The sequence below is a fragment of the Paenibacillus sp. J22P165 genome, from assembly GCF_059692015.1.
In genome coordinates, this window is the sequence record NZ_JCAUAP010000007.1 from 421,619 (window position 1) to 438,458 (window position 16,840).

Consider the following 16,840-nt stretch of genomic DNA (forward strand, 5'->3'; position numbering starts at 1 on the left):
CAAGCATGCAACAAAAGATTGCTACATTAGCATTCACCAAGGTTCTGAGGGCATTCATGCCATATAATCCAAGGCCATGGACAGCAGTAAATTCGCCGCGTTCAGCATGGATTTTTCATCAATGTCGAACTTTGGATGATGATGAGGATATACGATTCCAGCTTCCACATTACCAGCGCCTACAAACATAAAGCATCCTGGCTTCTCTTGCAAATAATAGGAAAAGTCTTCTCCGGCCATAATAAGTGGAGACTCATGTACGTTCTCTTCGCCAAATAAGGCTGCGCCTACTTGAAAGAAACGTGCTGCTTCATTAGTATCATTGATCACCGTTGGATAGCCAAGTTTATATTCCAGTTCATACGTCGCTTGAGACATCTCACAAGTCGACTTCACAATTCGCTCAATGCGTGTTCTCACATCTTGTCTTAACTCGGGATTGAAAGTCCGCACGGTACCATTGAGTACGCTCGTCTCTGCAATAACATTGAAGCTTGTCCCGCCATGGAACGAGCCAATACTAACAACACAAGGTTCAACAGGGTCTACTTGCCGACTTACAATGGATTGCATGTTAACAACTAGCTGTGAGGCAACATATACACTATCGATCGTTTGATGAGGTAATCCACCGTGTCCGCCTTTACCCTGTACTCGGATGGTGAATTCGTCTGGTGCTGCCATAAAAGCCCCTGATCGCGTGTATACATGTCCGACTGGGAATGGCGTCCATAAATGGACGCCGAACACGGCGTCTACACCATCCAAGGCGCCAGCTTTAATCATGGAGTCAGCACCGCCAGGAGAAATTTCTTCGGCATGCTGGAACAGAAAAACTAAATTCCCTTTAAGCTCCGCTCGATGCAGGCTAGCTACTTTGGCTATACCCAGCAACGTTGAGGTATGTGCATCATGTCCGCAGGCATGCATAATCCCATTATTAGTTGATGTATAGTCACATTTCTTCTCATCCTGAATCGGAAGTGCGTCCATATCAGCACGAAGGGCAACCGTCGGTCCCTCTTCGCCGCCGCGGAGCAAACCGACAACTCCATTCCCACCTACACCTGTACGGACTTCAATGTCCCAGCTCAGCAAATGTTTAGTAACAAACTCAGCGGTCTGATACTCATGGTAGGAAAGCTCAGGATTCCGATGCAAATAACGCCTCCAGCCCACCATTTCTTCATATATGGCTTGGAGATCTTCGTGAAATTGATTCATCAGATACACCCACCTCCCGTTTTCGATCGCTTACTTTTAGTTGAAAAATGATCTATTGAACCTATTCTATCAAATATTAACCATGGTTTCATCTTTAAAGTGCCATCAAATATTAGAATTTAGACATGGCATTCGACTTGCAGAACCCTTTGAAACATACTATCATGAGAAAAGAATGCATACGTACAATATGGAGGCGTTAAAATTGATTATTGAAGCAACTGGCTTAAAAGGCCTAAAAAGCGATTTGGCTCACTTGGACGAAGTAACAACTAAACTTGGTTTCGTGCGCTGGCAATGGGAATACACTCGTGCTACTTACGATTTTAAAATGGAAGATAAAGCAAGCAAAGCAGTCTATTTCTTACGTGTAAATGCACGAGTAGAAACAGGCAAGCTAGAATCCCCTTATGCTGTATTATATCTAGAAGAAGCTTACATAGGCAAAGAAACATTCCCACACGGTTTGGACTACGATTCACCAATCCCTGAGAATGTACTTAAAATCTCCAAACAAAAATTAGACCAACTGCAACAATTATTAGCAGACTAGGCGAGGAATCAGCATGAATCCACCTCGAAGAGGAACGCCGGATTTTCTGCTGCTTTTATTAACCTTTGTATTGGTCTGCTTTGGATTGGTCATGGTATTCAGCGCAAGCTCAATGACAAGTGCCTATCGGTGGGACGACCCCTGGTTCTTTACGCGAAAGCAAATCGTAGCTGTTGGGATCGGCACGATCGGGATGTTATTTTGTATGAATATCCATTATTCGAAGTTGAAAAAGCTCGTCATCCCAGCTTTCTTCTTCATTGTACTCGGCTTAATTTTCGTTGTCTTTACAAGTAAAGCGAATGGTGCAAGCAGCTGGTACTCGCTTGGCAAATACGGGATACAACCAACGGAGTTTGCCAAATTAATTGTCATTATGTATCTTGCTTCGCTGATAAGTAATAAAGAAGAGAAATTCAGAAGTTTTAGCAAAGGGTTGCTCCCTGCTCTCGTGATCGTAGGTTTTGTGTGCGGCTTGATCCTCTTACAGCCCGATTTCGGTTCCTGTATGATCCTCTTGACGTGTTCAGCCATTGTCATTATGGTGGGAGGCTCGAACCTCAAACATATTTTTTATCTAGGTATCATTATGTCGATTGTTCTTGGGATAGCCGTTCTCTTATACCTAGTATTAGGTGACACGGACTCTAACTTCAGGCTCAATCGTATCACTTCATTCTTGGATCCTTTCGCTGATCCGCAAGGCTCAGGCTTACAAGTTGTGCAATCCTTGTATGCTTTCGGACATGGCGGCTTGACAGGCGCTGGCTTCGGACAAGGTATTCAAAAGCTTCACTATTTACCGGAAGCACACAACGATTTCATCTTTGCTATTATTGGCGAGGAGCTGGGATTCATTGGCAGCTCACTCTTCCTTCTCGTCTATCTAATCTTTATTTGGAGAGGGATTCTAATTGCCGTACGTTGTCCAGACATGTTTGGGATGTTAACGGGTGTAGGGATCATGGTTATGTTCGCCATACAAGCCTTTATTAATATCGGCGGTGTGACGAATACGATTCCACTCACAGGTGTGACGCTGCCCTTCATCTCAGCAGGCGGCTCCTCGATGATGGTCTCACTCATCAGTATGGGCGTAATCCTTGGGATATCGCGTGAGCAATCCTTCAAAGAATTACCATCTACACAAAAAACGCAGAAAACACATAAAAAAAGACCCTTATCGACATGATATAACGTCGATTGGGTCTTTTTTTACAACGTGCGTAAGTATGAAGTTTCGACAACCGTTTCATAGCACTCATTTAACTCGAAGCTGATCTTCTGTTTCTTCTTCCGTAAAGGCAACACCTTCCACCTTCACATTCACTTCTACCACATTTAGACCTGTCATATTTTCAACGGCTTCCCGCACGTTTTCTTGAAGGTCTCTGCAAACATCCTGAATCCGAGAACCATATTTTACGATCACTCGTAGATCGATAGCTGCTTCTAATTGTCCTACCTCAACAGAAACACCACGCTGCACATTTTTACCGCTTAGACGCTTAGCTAAGCCTTCTGAGATACCACCTGACATGCCCGCAATGCCTGCTGTTTCCAAGGCTGCTAGCCCTGCTATTGTCGATACTACGTCATCAGAAATTCGAATTAAGCCAGTTTGATTGTCTTCGGACATACGGATCACTCCCTAAACTTGGTATAAATCTATTGTAATAAGAACAAAAGCTTAAAGCAAGAACTGCCTGATTGTATCCATTTTAATTTACTTTATTAACCAAAGTAGTTATATTAAAAGAAGTCAAAAAGTTCCAATATATATGAGTCGGAGGGTTCCCATTTGAAAGGAAAATTTTTCTACATAGGTTTGTTAGTATCATTCGTTGCCGCAGGTATCGCGCATTACGCGCATCTGGATACAACATGGCAATTCGTTATTGCTTGTGTGGCTATCGTATTCGTGGCCGGGTTCTTAGGGAAAGCGACAGAAAGTGTAGCTCACTATGCAGGAGATCGTATGGGCGGCTTCCTTAATGCAACTTTCGGGAATGCAGCTGAGCTCATTATAGCCTTCTTCTTAGTTAAGGATGGGTTATTTGAAGTTGTTAAAGCCAGTTTAACCGGTGCCATCATCGGGAACTTATTGCTCGTACTTGGACTCAGCCTATTCGCAGGCGGATTAAAGTACAAAGAACAGTCTTTTAACGTTAAACTAGCGTCACATAACTCCTCGCTGATGATTCTCGGTGTTGTCGCACTCTTCATTCCCGCGTTATTTGCCAAAGGCTTGACTACGGATGAAACATCCTCCATGAGTATGATTGTAGCGATTATCCTAATTGTAGCTTATCTGCTCTGGCTGTACTTCTCCATGGTCACTCACAAAAGTGTACTTTCGGATGAAGCTATCGAACACGGTGAAGCCGCATGGTCCAAAGGTACTTCTATTGTGTTCCTCATCTTGGCGACTGCCATGGTAGCTTTTACGAGTGAATGGCTAGTTGGGACCATTGAAGAAGTGAAAGATAAATTCGGTTTATCCGACCTGTTTGTCGGCGCATTCTTAATTGCCATTATCGGCAACGCAGCTGAGCATAGTGCTGCTGTCATGATGGCAATGAAAAATAAAATGGGTGCTGCTGTAGAAATTGCGATCGGGAGCTCGTTACAAATTGCCCTATTCGTCGCACCCGTGTTGATCCTACTCAGCTTCTTCATCAGTGGTACGCCAATGAACATTGTCTTTACCACCTACGAGATCGCTGCGATCGGCGTCGCCGTCTTTATCACGAAATCCATTACGCAAGATGGATCTACCAACTGGTATGAAGGACTTCTCCTCATGTTCGTCTATATTATCCTTGGTGTCGTGTTCTTCCTCGTATAATTGCAAACAGACAACAAAAAAAGTAACCCCTCGGGGTTACTTTTTATTGTTCAACGCTTCATACAGTTCCGCAAGATTACGTTCAAGCTTATTGAGAATTTGTTTGCCTGGCAGCTCGGAAATTAGCCCCGCGCGAATGGCAAAATCAATTTCCCTCGATAGTCCGTACATTTGCGTATCTAATACCTCTTCGTATAGTGGACATTGACGCGTCGTCAAGTTTTCCATCTGTACTTCGATCAGCTTTTCGATTTTATCTGCATCTTCTTGAAGAAGATTAAGCGCCTTTTGATTCATATCCAGCAATAAATCAGATGAAGACATTCCCAACTTCCCCCTATACGCAAAGTCATCCGTCCTTATATGATCTATATTAAGCGAAATTGCCGTAATATACAAGAGAAGGTACTCTCAGAGATTCTGAGAATACCTTCTCTTTTGAAGAAAATTAATCTTGAACGACGTTTACACCTAAATTATGCTTAGCGAATACATCCGCCATAGCTGCTTTTGCTTCATCAGCATCTGGTCCATGAACATGAAGATCATAGTTGCTGGAGCTAAGTAGTGTAGTAAACAAGCCAAGAATACTTTTTACATCGATATACTTATTGTCGTATTGAAGAACGATGGATGATCTGAATTTATTAGCTGTTTGGGAAATCTCAACAATTGCTGCATTATTAGCACTTGGCATATTTCATTCCTCCATTATAGTCGCATATGAGTTGGTCGTCTTACTCCCTCTATGATAACTTGGAATAGGAAGGGAAAGCAACTACAAAATTTCCTGCATTCTCCATGTAAGCCCTTTATTTCGTCTTCGGCGCTAGCGCTTTCTTCACACTATTTCCAAGAATTAATAAGAGAACTAGTATGCCCAACAATAAAAGCAATCTCCCTTTATACTTCTGAAAATGAAATAAATCATGTGCTATCATCGACTCTAAGAAAACGATTGGGAACTTCCCTAATAAAGTACCCCAAAGAAAATCACGAAATTTCATTCGCGTTAAACCCGCGGAGAAATTAACACCAGAAGAAGGTAGTATCGGAATCAGACGCCCAATTAAGACATAGAAGAAGCCGTGTCTTTCCATTCTCTTACTGAATTGAGTAACCAAAGGAAACCGCTCTAATTTCTTTTCTACCCAAGCATGTCCATAATAGCGGGCAAAATAAAAAGAGGCAATCGCACCTAAGCACGACATTACATAGTTCACTAAAAACCCCATTTTAATCCCAAATATGGCAACGTTAGTACCCGCTATAAGAACGAACGGAATAAACGGAAAGAACGTTTGGAAGAAAATCAAGCTCATTCCAATTATTTTGCCAGGCCAGCCAAAGTCCCTTAAATGTCCGGACAATTCACGCATGTTACTATGTGCAAGTTTGATGCCTACAGGATTATAGAAGAAGAAATAAATCAAGCCAACGAGCACAATAAAAATACAAATAATCAGTCCTGTACGTTTACTTTTAAATGCCGACAAAATTCGACCATCCTCCCTTAGACCAAATCATTGTAACATGTTACAACAGGTTCAGGAAGAGCAAACAAATGATCGTCATTCTCCCTCTTCACCTAGCTGCGCAATAAATAAAAAATGCTCGTCCGAAGACAAGCATTTTAAGCGTCAACCGATTTGAATTTGATTACGGCCATTGTGCTTAGCCTGATAAAGTGCCATATCTGCTCGGTAAAAGAGAGACTCTACACTGATCTTATCTTCTTCCCAATTCCAATCCGATACTCCGCAGGACACCGACACTTGTGGTTGCGTCTCTTCCATTACACGTCTACGAATACGCTCAGCAATCCGAATGGCCTGATCCTTAGATACTTGAGGCAAATACACAGCCAGCTCTTCTCCGCCCCATCTAGCCGCGATATCCATCTCTCGTATACTCGACTTAATGATCTGACTAACATGAATGAGGATCTTATCACCAATTTGATGGCCGTAGGTGTCATTTACCTTCTTGAAGTTATCGATATCAACGACGATGAGTGAACCGCAGAAATCTTTCTTTTGCATCAAATTCGCTTGTTCATCCAAATAGTGCCGAGCATGCAGCCCTGTTAAATTATCCGTAATAACCATACGCTTCACTTCGGCATGTAAGGAGGCATTCGTCATCGCTAGCCCAATATGGCTGGATAACACCTGCAAAAGCTTATAATTATCGTAGGAGAAAAAATTCGGTAAACGATGCACGATAAGGATTACCCCTTCAACGTTACCGTTTACAAGGATAGGAGAACCAATAAGTGAGCGCGAATTCGTGCGCTGCATCAAGCTTGAGCTTACCTTATCATTGCTCCAATAATCCGAGATAATAATCGGTTCTTTCGACGAATAAATGAGTCCTGAGAAACCTTGATCAAGCGTAAATGTCTCATGGAACATAGCAGGTAAGTTAGTGGCTTGAACAACGAGTTGGTCACTATCTTTGGAGTTTTGAAGAATACAACTATAATCAGCACCGAAGATGCTTAAAATTTCACTTGAAGCTGAATTGAAAATTTCATTTAGACGTAAACTTTGATTAAGTTGTTTTGTAATTTCATTAATGAGTCGCAGTTCGTTGATCATTAGATTCGACTGTTCGTATAGCTTCGCATTCTCAAAAGCGGTGCCCGCTGAGTCTGCCAACAGCGATATGAATTGCAAATCTGACGCATCGATCAATTGATCTGTAAACTCCATGTACAAAACGCCATACACGCCTTGTTTCCCCGACAATGGTGCCGCGATATTGCCTGAACCCGAAGCGCTGCCGCTAGTGGTTGGTTCAAAAATAACTTGGCCTTCCATGAAAGCCCGAGTTCGAATATCAGACTCTGTCCGTTGAAAATTCAAAGGTTTGACGGATACATTCGTAGAGTCATTATCCTGGGAAAGGAGTAAATCAACACGCGTGTTGGGATATACCCGACCCATACAATCAATAACTTCAGTCAATACGGAGTGTACATCATTCTTCGCAAGGAGTTTCTTAGAAGCTTCGAATAGAACCACGTGCTTTTTAGCTTCCAATTCCTTCATATGATGAAGGTTATTTAAACGATCGTATCTTCTACGTTCCTCCACATGCTGTAAGGAACTTTGAAAAGAAAGTGCTAGACTATATAACAATCGTGCCAAATTTTCCATATTTAGAAGAGATTGGGTAAAAAGACCTAAATAGAATTGAATTTTTCCATAATTGTCCAACACTGGTGTAACTGCAATAAAATGACCAGTAAGCTCACGTACGTGACAGTCATCACCAACTGACAACTGTAAATGACCTGCACTTTCACACCGTGCAAGTGGATTATCACCTCGAACTTCAGCAAGCCAAGAAGTACCTGGTTGCAGAAATTTAACAAGGGAAGGCGTATCATTCGAGCACGAGTCGACCACGCAGAGCTGCTCATTTACACATAGCAGCGCCGTTTGTGAAGGAAGCATGTTCGGACCGAACTGTTGATTCCAGTTCTCAAATGCTTGATGTAAGTTGAAGGTTACCTGCAAACCCTCGTTAGAAAAGTTGCCAGAAAGTATAAAGCCTTGCCGGAGGAAAACATCAAAATGTTCTGCTCGACTATGCTTTTGTATACTGCGAAGTTCACTCATAGGCTCTCCTTCACTCACTAACAATAGTCCTCAAGTACCAATTTAAACTGACTTTCTTCTATCATACTATTTTTTTTCATCTATTGCACGATATTTTCCTCTCTTTGGGATGATGAGAGACTTGACACTTGCCCCTGTTTTTAATAAAATTAGAAGTCGAGTAACACCATGATTTCGGTGAGTGCCAAATGTGTCACCCTCACTGCTTTTGCTCCTGACAAGACAGCGGCTGAACTTTCTTGACAGGGAATCACATGATGATTCATTAGCAAAAACGGGCACATGACTTCACCCTGACATCTAGATGCTATTACTAAACTAATTGTCATGAGAAGGAGTTTTCCCTAAATGTCACGTTATACAGGACCTAAATTTAAACTAAGCCGCCGCGTTGGTATTTCCTTAAGCGGTAACGGAAAAGACTTGAAACGCCCATTCCCTCCAGGTCAACACGGCCCAGGACAACGTAAAAAAATGAGCGGTTACGGTGTACAATTGAACGAGAAGCAAAAACTTCGTCATATGTACGGTTTGAACGAAAAACAATTCCGCAACTTGTTCGACAAAGCATCCAAGCTTAAAGGTATTGCCGGTGAGAACTTCATGGTATTGCTTGAAAGCCGCCTAGACAACTTGGTTTACCGTCTTGGTCTTTCCAACTCCCGTGCAGGTGCACGTCAACTCGTTGCTCATGGTCACGTAACAGTGAACGGCAAAAAAGTTGATATCGCTTCTTACATCGTATCCACTGGTGATGTGATTTCACTTCGTGAAAGAAGCAAAGGCCTTTCCACTGTGAAAGAAGCTCTTGCTAACCGTAACTACCTTCCTACTTACCTTGAGTTTAACGACGCAGGTCTAGAAGGTAAATACATCCGTTTACCAGAACGTTCCGAGCTTCCACAAGAAATTGACGAGAAACAAATCGTCGAGTTCTACAGCCGTTAATAAAAGCAACCCCCTTAGGGATTTCCCTAAGGGGGTTATTTTGTTGCGTGAGCTTAAGCAAATTTCACGAGGAAGTAATTCTTTTTACCGCGGCGAATAATAAGATAAGAATCACCAAGTCGACCTAATTGTTGCGTAGTCGCTTCAAGATCCGTCACCTTGACGCCATTCACTGTAACCGCTCCGCTTTCAATGTCTTGACGCGATTGGCGTTTGGACGGCGCGGCACCTACAGAAATGAGAAGGTCAATTAGAGCAACATCCTCTTGTTCTAGTGTCGTTGAAGGTACATCCTTGAAAGCTTCTTCGATTTCTTTGCGCGATAACGCTTGGATATCACCACTGAACAAAGCTGCTGTTATGTTAAGTGCGCTCTCTAGCGCTTCTCCGCCATGTACAAGCTTCGTAACTTCACGAGCTAGAACCTTTTGAGCTTCACGTTTCTCCGGCTGGGCTTGTACTTCAGCTTCAAGGCGTTCAATTTCTTCTTGTGATTCGAAAGTGAAGTATTTCAAGAAGCGAATAACATCATTGTCCGCTGTCCCCAACCAGAACTGGTAGAATTGGTATGGTGATGTTTTGTTAGCATCCAGCCAAATAGCTCCGCCTTCTGTTTTACCAAACTTCTGTCCATCACTCTTCGTAACTAACGGCAAAGTCACACCAAAAGCACGACGGTCACTTGATTTCCCAATTAGCTCAAGCCCGGCAGTAATATTCCCCCATTGGTCACTTCCACCAATTTGTACGGAACAATTTTTCGTTTCATTTAATTTCAAGAAATCATAGGATTGAAGAATCATGTAACTGAATTCTGTGAACGAAATCCCTTTGGTAATACGCGAGTCCACCGAATCCTTAGCCAGCATGTAGTTCACGGTAAAATTCTTCCCCACATCTCGCAGGAATTCAATAACGTTCAAAGAACCTAACCAATCGTAATTATTTACGAGTTCTGCACTATTTTCAATGTCCGTTGAGAAATCAAGAAAACGTGAAAGTTGATCTTTAATACTTTGCGACCACGCTTCAACAACCTCAGGCCCATTCAACGTACGTTCATTGGCTTTACCACTCGGATCACCAATAAGTCCTGTTCCACCGCCAACTAACGCCAATGGAATATGCCCAGCAAGCTGGAAGCGTCTCAAGGTCAAAATCGGAAGCAAACTGCCGATATGCAAACTATCCGCTGTCGGATCAAAACCGCAATAGAGGACAACGCGTTCTTCGCTCAGCTTTTTGTCCAAACCTTCTCTGTCTGTAATTTGATGCAGCAACCCGCGAAACTCTAAATCCTTCAAAATACTCATGTAAAACCATCCTTTGTTATGAAATGAAAAACAAAAAAAGCCTTCTTATCCCAAAGGGACGAGAAGACTTGACTCGCGGTACCACCCTAATTAAAACAGCAGCTGCGTACATCCATAACATAAGTCGTAGACACGATGTGCTATTTTCACTCAACAACCGATAACGAGGTTTAATCGGTAAATACTACTTGTGCAGGCACATTCCTGCAGGTTCCCATTTACTGCTCAAGACCGTAATTCACTAACCTGCAGGTACCGGTTCGCACCATCCACCGGCTCTCTGAAAGCATCCACAAGCTACCTACTGCTGATCCATCAACGCATTTGATCTTGTTATAACACAGGATTCCGATGCTTGTCAAACCTAGAACCGAAGCTTTCTCCCATCAGCATTACCGCAAAAGGTGCAATTATGGTATACTATTAGGGTTCATGTAAGGAGGATATTGGAACTTATGCGCAATTTTTTCGCGAAATGGAATCGTCCCTGGGTTAGAACAACGTTAAAAGTAACAGGTATTACCTTAAAATGGGCCATCATCTGTGTCTTTTTGGCTGGACTGTTGGGTGGATCCGCCGCTTTTGGATATGTCAGTGCACTTGTCAAGAAAGATCCTGTTCGTAGTGAAGAAGCGATCCGCCAGCAAATGCAAGAAAATGCGATCACGGGATTCGCCTATTTCAATGATGATGCTGTCATTGGACAATTACGAACAGAAGAAGATCGTCGTCTTGCACAACTTGCCGATATCCCGCAAAACCTGCTAGACGCAGTCCTCGCCATTGAGGACAAGGATTTCTACAACCATCGCGGCATCGATTTTCGCGGACTCTACCGCGCGGTAACGCAGAAGCTTCTCAATGAAGATGTGCAAACCGGTGGAAGTACAATTACGCAACAGCTGGCTAGACGTGTTTTCCTTACACTAGATCGCGATGACGGCCGTAAAGCAAGAGAGCTGCTGCTTGCACTTCGGATGGAACGCATCATGTCGAAGGACGAAATTTTACTAGCTTATCTCAACAAAATCCCTTATGGCAATGGAGCGACTGGCTATAACCTATATGGCATTAAAGCCGCTGCCAAAGGTCTGTTTAACATCGATGACTTAAGCAAATTAAATATTGCACAAGCTGCCTATTTAGCGGGACTACCGCAATCTCCATCGCAATACTCGGCGTTTACAAGTAAGCCAACCTTCGATGAGGAAGGCTTCAAAAAAGCAGTGACACGCCAGCAATTAGTATTAAAACGTATGCTGGAAGAAAACAAAATTACGAATGATCAATATCAAGATGCCTTGAAATTTGATCTCAAAGCTTCCATGCCTGCAGCAGCACAGAAAGCATATACAACCTACCCTTATCTGATGATCGAGACCGAACAGGAAGCAGCCGAAATCTTATTGAAGCTTCAGCATCCTGAACTTGATCCGAAGACGAACCAAACCGCATATAATGAAGCACTCAAAAACATACATACGCAACTATTGCGCGGCGGGTATCAGATCTACACCACCATTGATAAAACAATCTATGACTCCATGCATGAAATTTCGAGCAACGATAAGAATTTCGCGCCAACGGACGAGAAAAAAGGCGGCATCGAACAAGTCGGCGCCATCATGCTCGATTCCAAAACTGGAGCCATTAAAGGTATGATTGAAGGCCGCGACTTCTTTGATGAGCAGCTGAATCATGCGACGCAAGCTTATAGACAGCCTGGATCTACGATGAAGCCAATTGCGGCTTACATCCCTGCTCTCGAGAAAGGTGTCCTGCAGCCAGCTACAATTGTGGATGATATTCCAATTATTTTAAAAGATGGCGTGAAAGGCTTCCATTTACCAGAGAACTGGGATCATAAGTTCCACGGACTGATGACAGCTAGAAGAGCCCTGAATCAATCCTATAACATTCCAGCCATTGATGTATTTCTTAATAAAGTAGGAATTACACAAGCATGGGACTTTGCTAAAAAGCTCGGTATTACTTCGCTAACCAAAGAAGACAATGCCGCACAGACAGGTGTTATTGGCGGTTTAAGTCGCGGGACCTCGGTCAAAGAATTAGCAGGCGCTTATGCCTCCATTCCGAACAAAGGCGTGTTTAACGCCCCGTACTTAATTCGTGAAATCAAAGATTCGAATGGCAAGACGATTTACGCACATGAACAGAAGCCGCAAACGGTATACTCACCGCAAAGTGCTTATCTCATTACAGATATGATGAAAACGGTCATCAGTAACGCTAGCCAAGGTACGGCTACTGATCTTATGAAAAAGTTTAAATCGTATGGCAAAATTGAAATCTCAGGAAAAACAGGTTCCACACAAGATGATGCAGATGCTTGGTTCATGGGCTTTACCCCTGATGTCACGGTAGGTGTCTGGATTGGGTATGATCAGCCGATTAATAAACTTTCATCCAAAACAGGGCAAACCAATCACGCCAAAGATATCTGGGCTCTCATTTTGAACAAAACCATCGAACAAAAACCAGATCTATTCCCGAACAAAACGTTCGCAAAGCCTGATGGCATCGTTTCAGCAACGGTCTCCAGCTTATCTGGCATGCTGCCTAGTGAATTAACTACCGGCTCAGAGCATCTGGTAACCGATATATTCAACAAAAAGTATTTGCCTACACAAACAGATAATGTCATGGTTAAAATGAAGATCAGCTCGCTAAATGGGCTCAATTATGTAGCTCAAGAAACGACACCTGCTGATTTCGTATCAGAGAAAGTCGTTATTAAACGACAAAAATCGATCACGCAATTATTAAAAGAAATCGAAGATGCCATGCAAAAGCTTCCAGAGAAAAGCAGAAAACCTATCGATTTCTATAAGCCAACTGATTATGACGTAGATGCTCCTTCCGAAGTCGATCCAAGGGTTGACGACGGGAAAGTACCTCCCGCACCTCAGAACGTCGTTACAGTTAAATCCGGTGACACAGCAACAATTACGTTCCAACCGAACGCGGATGCAGATATCGTAGGTTATCGTATTTATCGTTCGGATAATCAAGGTAAGTTCCAACTCATGGGTGGTAAAGTCGTGTTCGCTGGTGGTGAGGCGAAGTTTGTTGATCAACTTCAAACAGCCGCAATTACAGGATACTACGTAACAGCTGTGGATGTGGCTGGCAAAGAGTCGCCACCAAGCCGCTCCTCTTACACGGACGGAAGCACCCTCGATTCCTTAATCCTTCCTGGAGTCGATAGCAATGGCAATCCTTTGAAAGATCTATCCTCGCCTTCACCAGGACCAACAAATGGTGGAGCAGGCACTAGTACGGGTAAACCGACAGCTAAGGATGCTCCTGCTGCCCCAACAGGCATTAAGGCAAAGGCTGAAGAAGCTTCACTTGTCCTGACTTGGAAAGCCAATGACGCCAAAGACAAAGTCAAACAGTATGTCGTGTATTTTAGCGATAAAGAAAAAGGTACGTTCACCAAGCTAGGCACTGTTGAAAATGGCACTGAATTTCATTACTACGCAGCTGCTTTCAATGGGTTTTACAAAGTAACAGCTATCAATGAAGCTGGAGAATCCAAATTCTCAGCTACCATCGCCTATAACAAATAGCAAAAGAAGAACTTGACAGCCGTCAGGTTCTTCTTTTTTTCGCGCACAAAAAAAAGCTTCTCCGCACCATGCTTGGCACGGAGAAAGCTTTCAATAAAACGAATTAATCTTCAATCGTTGACAAGTCACCTGTCGGTAGGTTTAACTCCCACGCTTTAAGAACACGGCGCATGATCTTTCCACTGCGTGTTTTTGGCAGCTTGTCTTTGAATTCAATCTCGCGTGGTGCCGCATGCGCAGATAGGCCTTCCTTCACAAACTTAGAAATTTCAGCTTTTAGTTCGTCGGAAGGAACAAAACCTTCACGCAACGCGATAAATGCTTTGATGATTTCCCCACGCATAGGGTCTGGCTTCCCAATAACCCCTGCTTCTGCTACCGCTGGATGCTCAACAAGCTTACTTTCTACTTCGAATGGACCCACTCGTTCGCCGGCTGTGTTAATAACGTCATCAACACGACCTTGGAACCAGAAGTAACCATCCTCGTCTTGATAAGCGGAATCTCCAGAAACGTACCAGCCTGTCAATCGGAAATACTCTTCGTATTTGGCAGGATTGTTCCAAATTTTACGCATCATTGAAGGCCAAGATGTTTTGATAGCAAGGTTCCCCATCCGATTAGGAGGCAGAACGTTACCCGCATCATCAATAATAGCTGCATCAACACCTGGAATTGGACGTCCCATGGAACCTGGTTTAATCGTCATGGACGGATAATTACAGATTAACTGACCGCCTGTCTCTGTCATCCACCACGTATCGTGAATACGTTGGTTGTAGACCTTCATTCCCCATCTGACTACTTCTGGATTCAATGGCTCACCAACGCTCAATACGTGGCGAAGCGCTGACAAATCGTACGCAGCCGAAACATCGTCACCAGCCCCCATCAACATACGGAAAGCAGTTGGCGCACTGTACCAAACCGTTACTTTATATTTCTGAAGTGTATTGTACCAGTCCTGTGGACTGAAACGTCCTCCACGAATCACATTCGTTGCGCCATTCAACCATGGGGCAAAAATTCCGTAGGAAGTTCCTGTTACCCAGCCTGGATCAGCCGTACACCAGTAGATATCATCTTCTTTAAGATCAAGAACAATTTGACCTGTATAATAGTGCTGAAGCATGGCATTTTGAACGTGGAATACGCCTTTCGGCTTCCCTGTTGATCCAGATGTATAATGAATAATTAAGCCATCTTCACGGTCCAACCATTCAATTTCAAGCTCTGTGGAAGCACTTGCCATTTCTTTATGATAATCAACTTGTCCTTCGCCAAGCTCAATGTTCTCCCCTACAAGGATTACATGCTTCAAATGAGGAAGCTCATCATAAGGCACACGCGAAAGTTGGCTAGGAGTCGTGATAATAGCAACCGCTTCGCTGTCTGCCAAGCGATCTCTAACCGCGGTTTCCATGAACGCTTCAAAAAGCGGTCCAACTACAGCGCCTACTTTTAGCGATCCAAGTAAAGAATAATACAGTTCAGGTGTCCGCGGCATGAAAATGAACACTCTCTCGCCTTTGCCGATACCTAGATTTCTCAGGACATTACCAAATTGATTCGATCTTTCTTTCATTTGACCAAATGTAATGGCCTCGTCACGCGTGCTGTCGCTGTAATACAGGGCAATTTTATCCTTCTTCGCGCCTTCCGCATGGCGGTCAATGGCTTCATATGCCATATTCACTTTACCTGTTTCGTACCAGGAAAAGTTTTTCTCGATGTCTGCCCAATCAAATGTCGCATGTGTTTGTTCGTAATTAGCCATGTTTGGATTAAGGGATACTGATTTAATGAGTTCATCTTTAGTTTGATCCATAAACGTAAAACCCTCCTCACGAAATAAACCGCTTTCACTTTACTGATGAATTCGAGCAAAATGTGATCGATTTTTGACATGTTCTATTATAACACACTCAGAATCTTTCGCCTATGTTTAAGTTTTACTATGATTTCAAACAAAAGTTTGGTATAAAAATACTATGAATCTTAGCAAAGGAAACGCCCATCATGCTGTTTTTTAGAAGGAGAGCCAAGGTTATGCAGCATATCAAAATTTATCACTCACAAAGCTTGCGCAGTGCTCCCGATCAACCTGAAATTATAATTGAGGGCCCCGTTCCACCTGAAAAACTGCAGGAACTTATCATGCACGAGAAGCTTGATGCTTTCCGCCGCCCCAAAGAACAGCTCGAAGCCCTTATCGAGATAGCTGGATTACCAGAAGGGCGAATTATTCTTGCAAGGGACGGATCTACCATTGTTGGTTACGTCACTTTCCATTACGCAGATGAAATTGAGCGATGGTCGCAAGGAAACATGAAGGATTTAATTGAACTCGGTGCCATTGAAGTTGCGGATGATTACAGATCGATGGGTTTAGGCAAAAAGATGATCCAACTCGCTTTTGAAGGCGAGCAAATGGAAAATGTCATATGCTTCACAACGGAATATTATTGGCATTGGGATTTGGAAACGAGTAAATTAACGGTTTGGGAATATCGTCAAATGATGGAGAAGCTTATGAAAAGCGTCGATATGATTTGGTTCGCAACAGATGATCCTGAAATATGTTCGCATCCCGCCAACTGTCTCATGGTTAGAATCGGGAAACAAGTACCTATCTCCTCGATCGAGCAATTCGATCGCGTGCGGTTTCAGCAGCGTTTTATGTATTAGCTCAAGGAGATGTAAACAGCAGCAACACTTCAAAGGAAATTGTTAAC

14 protein-coding genes and 1 other annotated feature are annotated in these 16,840 nt (G+C 43.2%); of the genes, 6 read left to right on the top strand and 8 right to left on the bottom strand.

Annotation, left to right across the window (positions count from 1 at the left end; genetic code table 11):
- Positions 1–54 precede the first annotated feature (54 nt).
- Positions 55–1,224: a M20 family metallopeptidase gene (locus tag AC58QM_RS19415; protein ID WP_497286512.1), complete on the bottom strand. Its 1,170-nt coding sequence runs from the start codon at positions 1,222–1,224 to the stop codon at positions 55–57.
- A gap of 205 nt (positions 1,225–1,429) precedes the next feature.
- Between AC58QM_RS19415 and AC58QM_RS19420 the strand changes: the two genes are divergently transcribed.
- Positions 1,430–1,777: a YugN family protein gene (locus AC58QM_RS19420; protein WP_310227233.1), complete on the top strand. Its 348-nt coding sequence runs from the start codon at positions 1,430–1,432 to the stop codon at positions 1,775–1,777.
- A 13-nt stretch (positions 1,778–1,790) separates the two neighbouring features.
- A complete protein-coding gene (ftsW, locus tag AC58QM_RS19425; RefSeq protein ID WP_497286513.1) occupies positions 1,791–2,969 on the top strand; it encodes a putative lipid II flippase FtsW in 1,179 nt (392 codons plus the stop codon).
- 69 nt (positions 2,970–3,038) lie between these two features.
- On the opposite strand, the gene AC58QM_RS19430 is transcribed toward ftsW, so the two are convergent.
- On the bottom strand, positions 3,039–3,416 hold the full coding sequence (locus tag AC58QM_RS19430) for an Asp23/Gls24 family envelope stress response protein (RefSeq protein ID WP_497286514.1): 378 nt from the start codon (positions 3,414–3,416) through the stop codon (positions 3,039–3,041).
- Between the two features lie 162 nt (positions 3,417–3,578).
- On the opposite strand from AC58QM_RS19430, the gene cax reads away from it, so the two are divergent.
- Positions 3,579–4,625 (top strand): calcium/proton exchanger, encoded by a 1,047-nt coding sequence (gene cax, locus AC58QM_RS19435; RefSeq protein ID WP_497286515.1) that lies wholly within the window; start codon positions 3,579–3,581, stop codon positions 4,623–4,625.
- A gap of 36 nt (positions 4,626–4,661) precedes the next feature.
- On the opposite strand, the gene AC58QM_RS19440 is transcribed toward cax, so the two are convergent.
- The 4 genes from AC58QM_RS19440 to AC58QM_RS19455 all read right to left on the bottom strand — a co-directional run bounded on the left by AC58QM_RS19440 (position 4,662) and on the right by AC58QM_RS19455 (position 8,251).
- A complete protein-coding gene (locus tag AC58QM_RS19440) occupies positions 4,662–4,949 on the bottom strand; it encodes an Fpa/YlaN family protein (RefSeq protein WP_189005910.1) in 288 nt (95 codons plus the stop codon).
- Positions 4,950–5,073: 124 nt separating this feature from the next.
- Positions 5,074–5,322: an HPr family phosphocarrier protein gene (locus AC58QM_RS19445; protein WP_497286516.1), complete on the bottom strand. Its 249-nt coding sequence runs from the start codon at positions 5,320–5,322 to the stop codon at positions 5,074–5,076.
- A 115-nt stretch (positions 5,323–5,437) separates the two neighbouring features.
- Positions 5,438–6,121: a TVP38/TMEM64 family protein gene (locus AC58QM_RS19450; protein WP_497286517.1), complete on the bottom strand. Its 684-nt coding sequence runs from the start codon at positions 6,119–6,121 to the stop codon at positions 5,438–5,440.
- Between the two features lie 144 nt (positions 6,122–6,265).
- Complete coding sequence (locus AC58QM_RS19455) at positions 6,266–8,251, bottom strand: diguanylate cyclase (RefSeq protein WP_497286518.1); 1,986 nt, start codon at positions 8,249–8,251, stop codon at positions 6,266–6,268.
- A 348-nt stretch (positions 8,252–8,599) separates the two neighbouring features.
- On the opposite strand from AC58QM_RS19455, the gene rpsD reads away from it, so the two are divergent.
- Positions 8,600–9,199, top strand: coding sequence for a 30S ribosomal protein S4 (rpsD, locus tag AC58QM_RS19460; protein ID WP_310227218.1), 600 nt, complete (start codon positions 8,600–8,602; stop codon positions 9,197–9,199).
- Positions 9,200–9,252: 53 nt separating this feature from the next.
- On the opposite strand, the gene tyrS is transcribed toward rpsD, so the two are convergent.
- Positions 9,253–10,512 carry a tyrosine--tRNA ligase gene (gene tyrS / locus AC58QM_RS19465; RefSeq protein WP_497286519.1) on the bottom strand — a complete coding sequence of 420 codons (1,260 nt, stop codon included), beginning with the start codon at positions 10,510–10,512 and terminating at the stop codon, positions 9,253–9,255.
- 51 nt (positions 10,513–10,563) lie between these two features.
- Positions 10,564–10,840 (bottom strand) — a binding site (T-box leader).
- A gap of 127 nt (positions 10,841–10,967) precedes the next feature.
- Here tyrS and AC58QM_RS19470 point away from each other — a divergent pair.
- Positions 10,968–14,105, top strand: coding sequence for a transglycosylase domain-containing protein (locus AC58QM_RS19470; protein ID WP_497286520.1), 3,138 nt, complete (start codon positions 10,968–10,970; stop codon positions 14,103–14,105).
- A 103-nt stretch (positions 14,106–14,208) separates the two neighbouring features.
- Here AC58QM_RS19470 and acsA read toward each other — a convergent pair whose 3' ends face one another.
- On the bottom strand, positions 14,209–15,933 hold the full coding sequence (gene acsA, locus AC58QM_RS19475) for an acetate--CoA ligase (RefSeq protein ID WP_497286521.1): 1,725 nt from the start codon (positions 15,931–15,933) through the stop codon (positions 14,209–14,211).
- Positions 15,934–16,154: 221 nt separating this feature from the next.
- Here acsA and AC58QM_RS19480 point away from each other — a divergent pair, with 221 nt between their 5' ends.
- Positions 16,155–16,793, top strand: coding sequence for a GNAT family N-acetyltransferase (locus AC58QM_RS19480; RefSeq protein ID WP_497286522.1), 639 nt, complete (start codon positions 16,155–16,157; stop codon positions 16,791–16,793).
- The last annotated feature ends 47 nt before the right edge of the window (positions 16,794–16,840 follow it).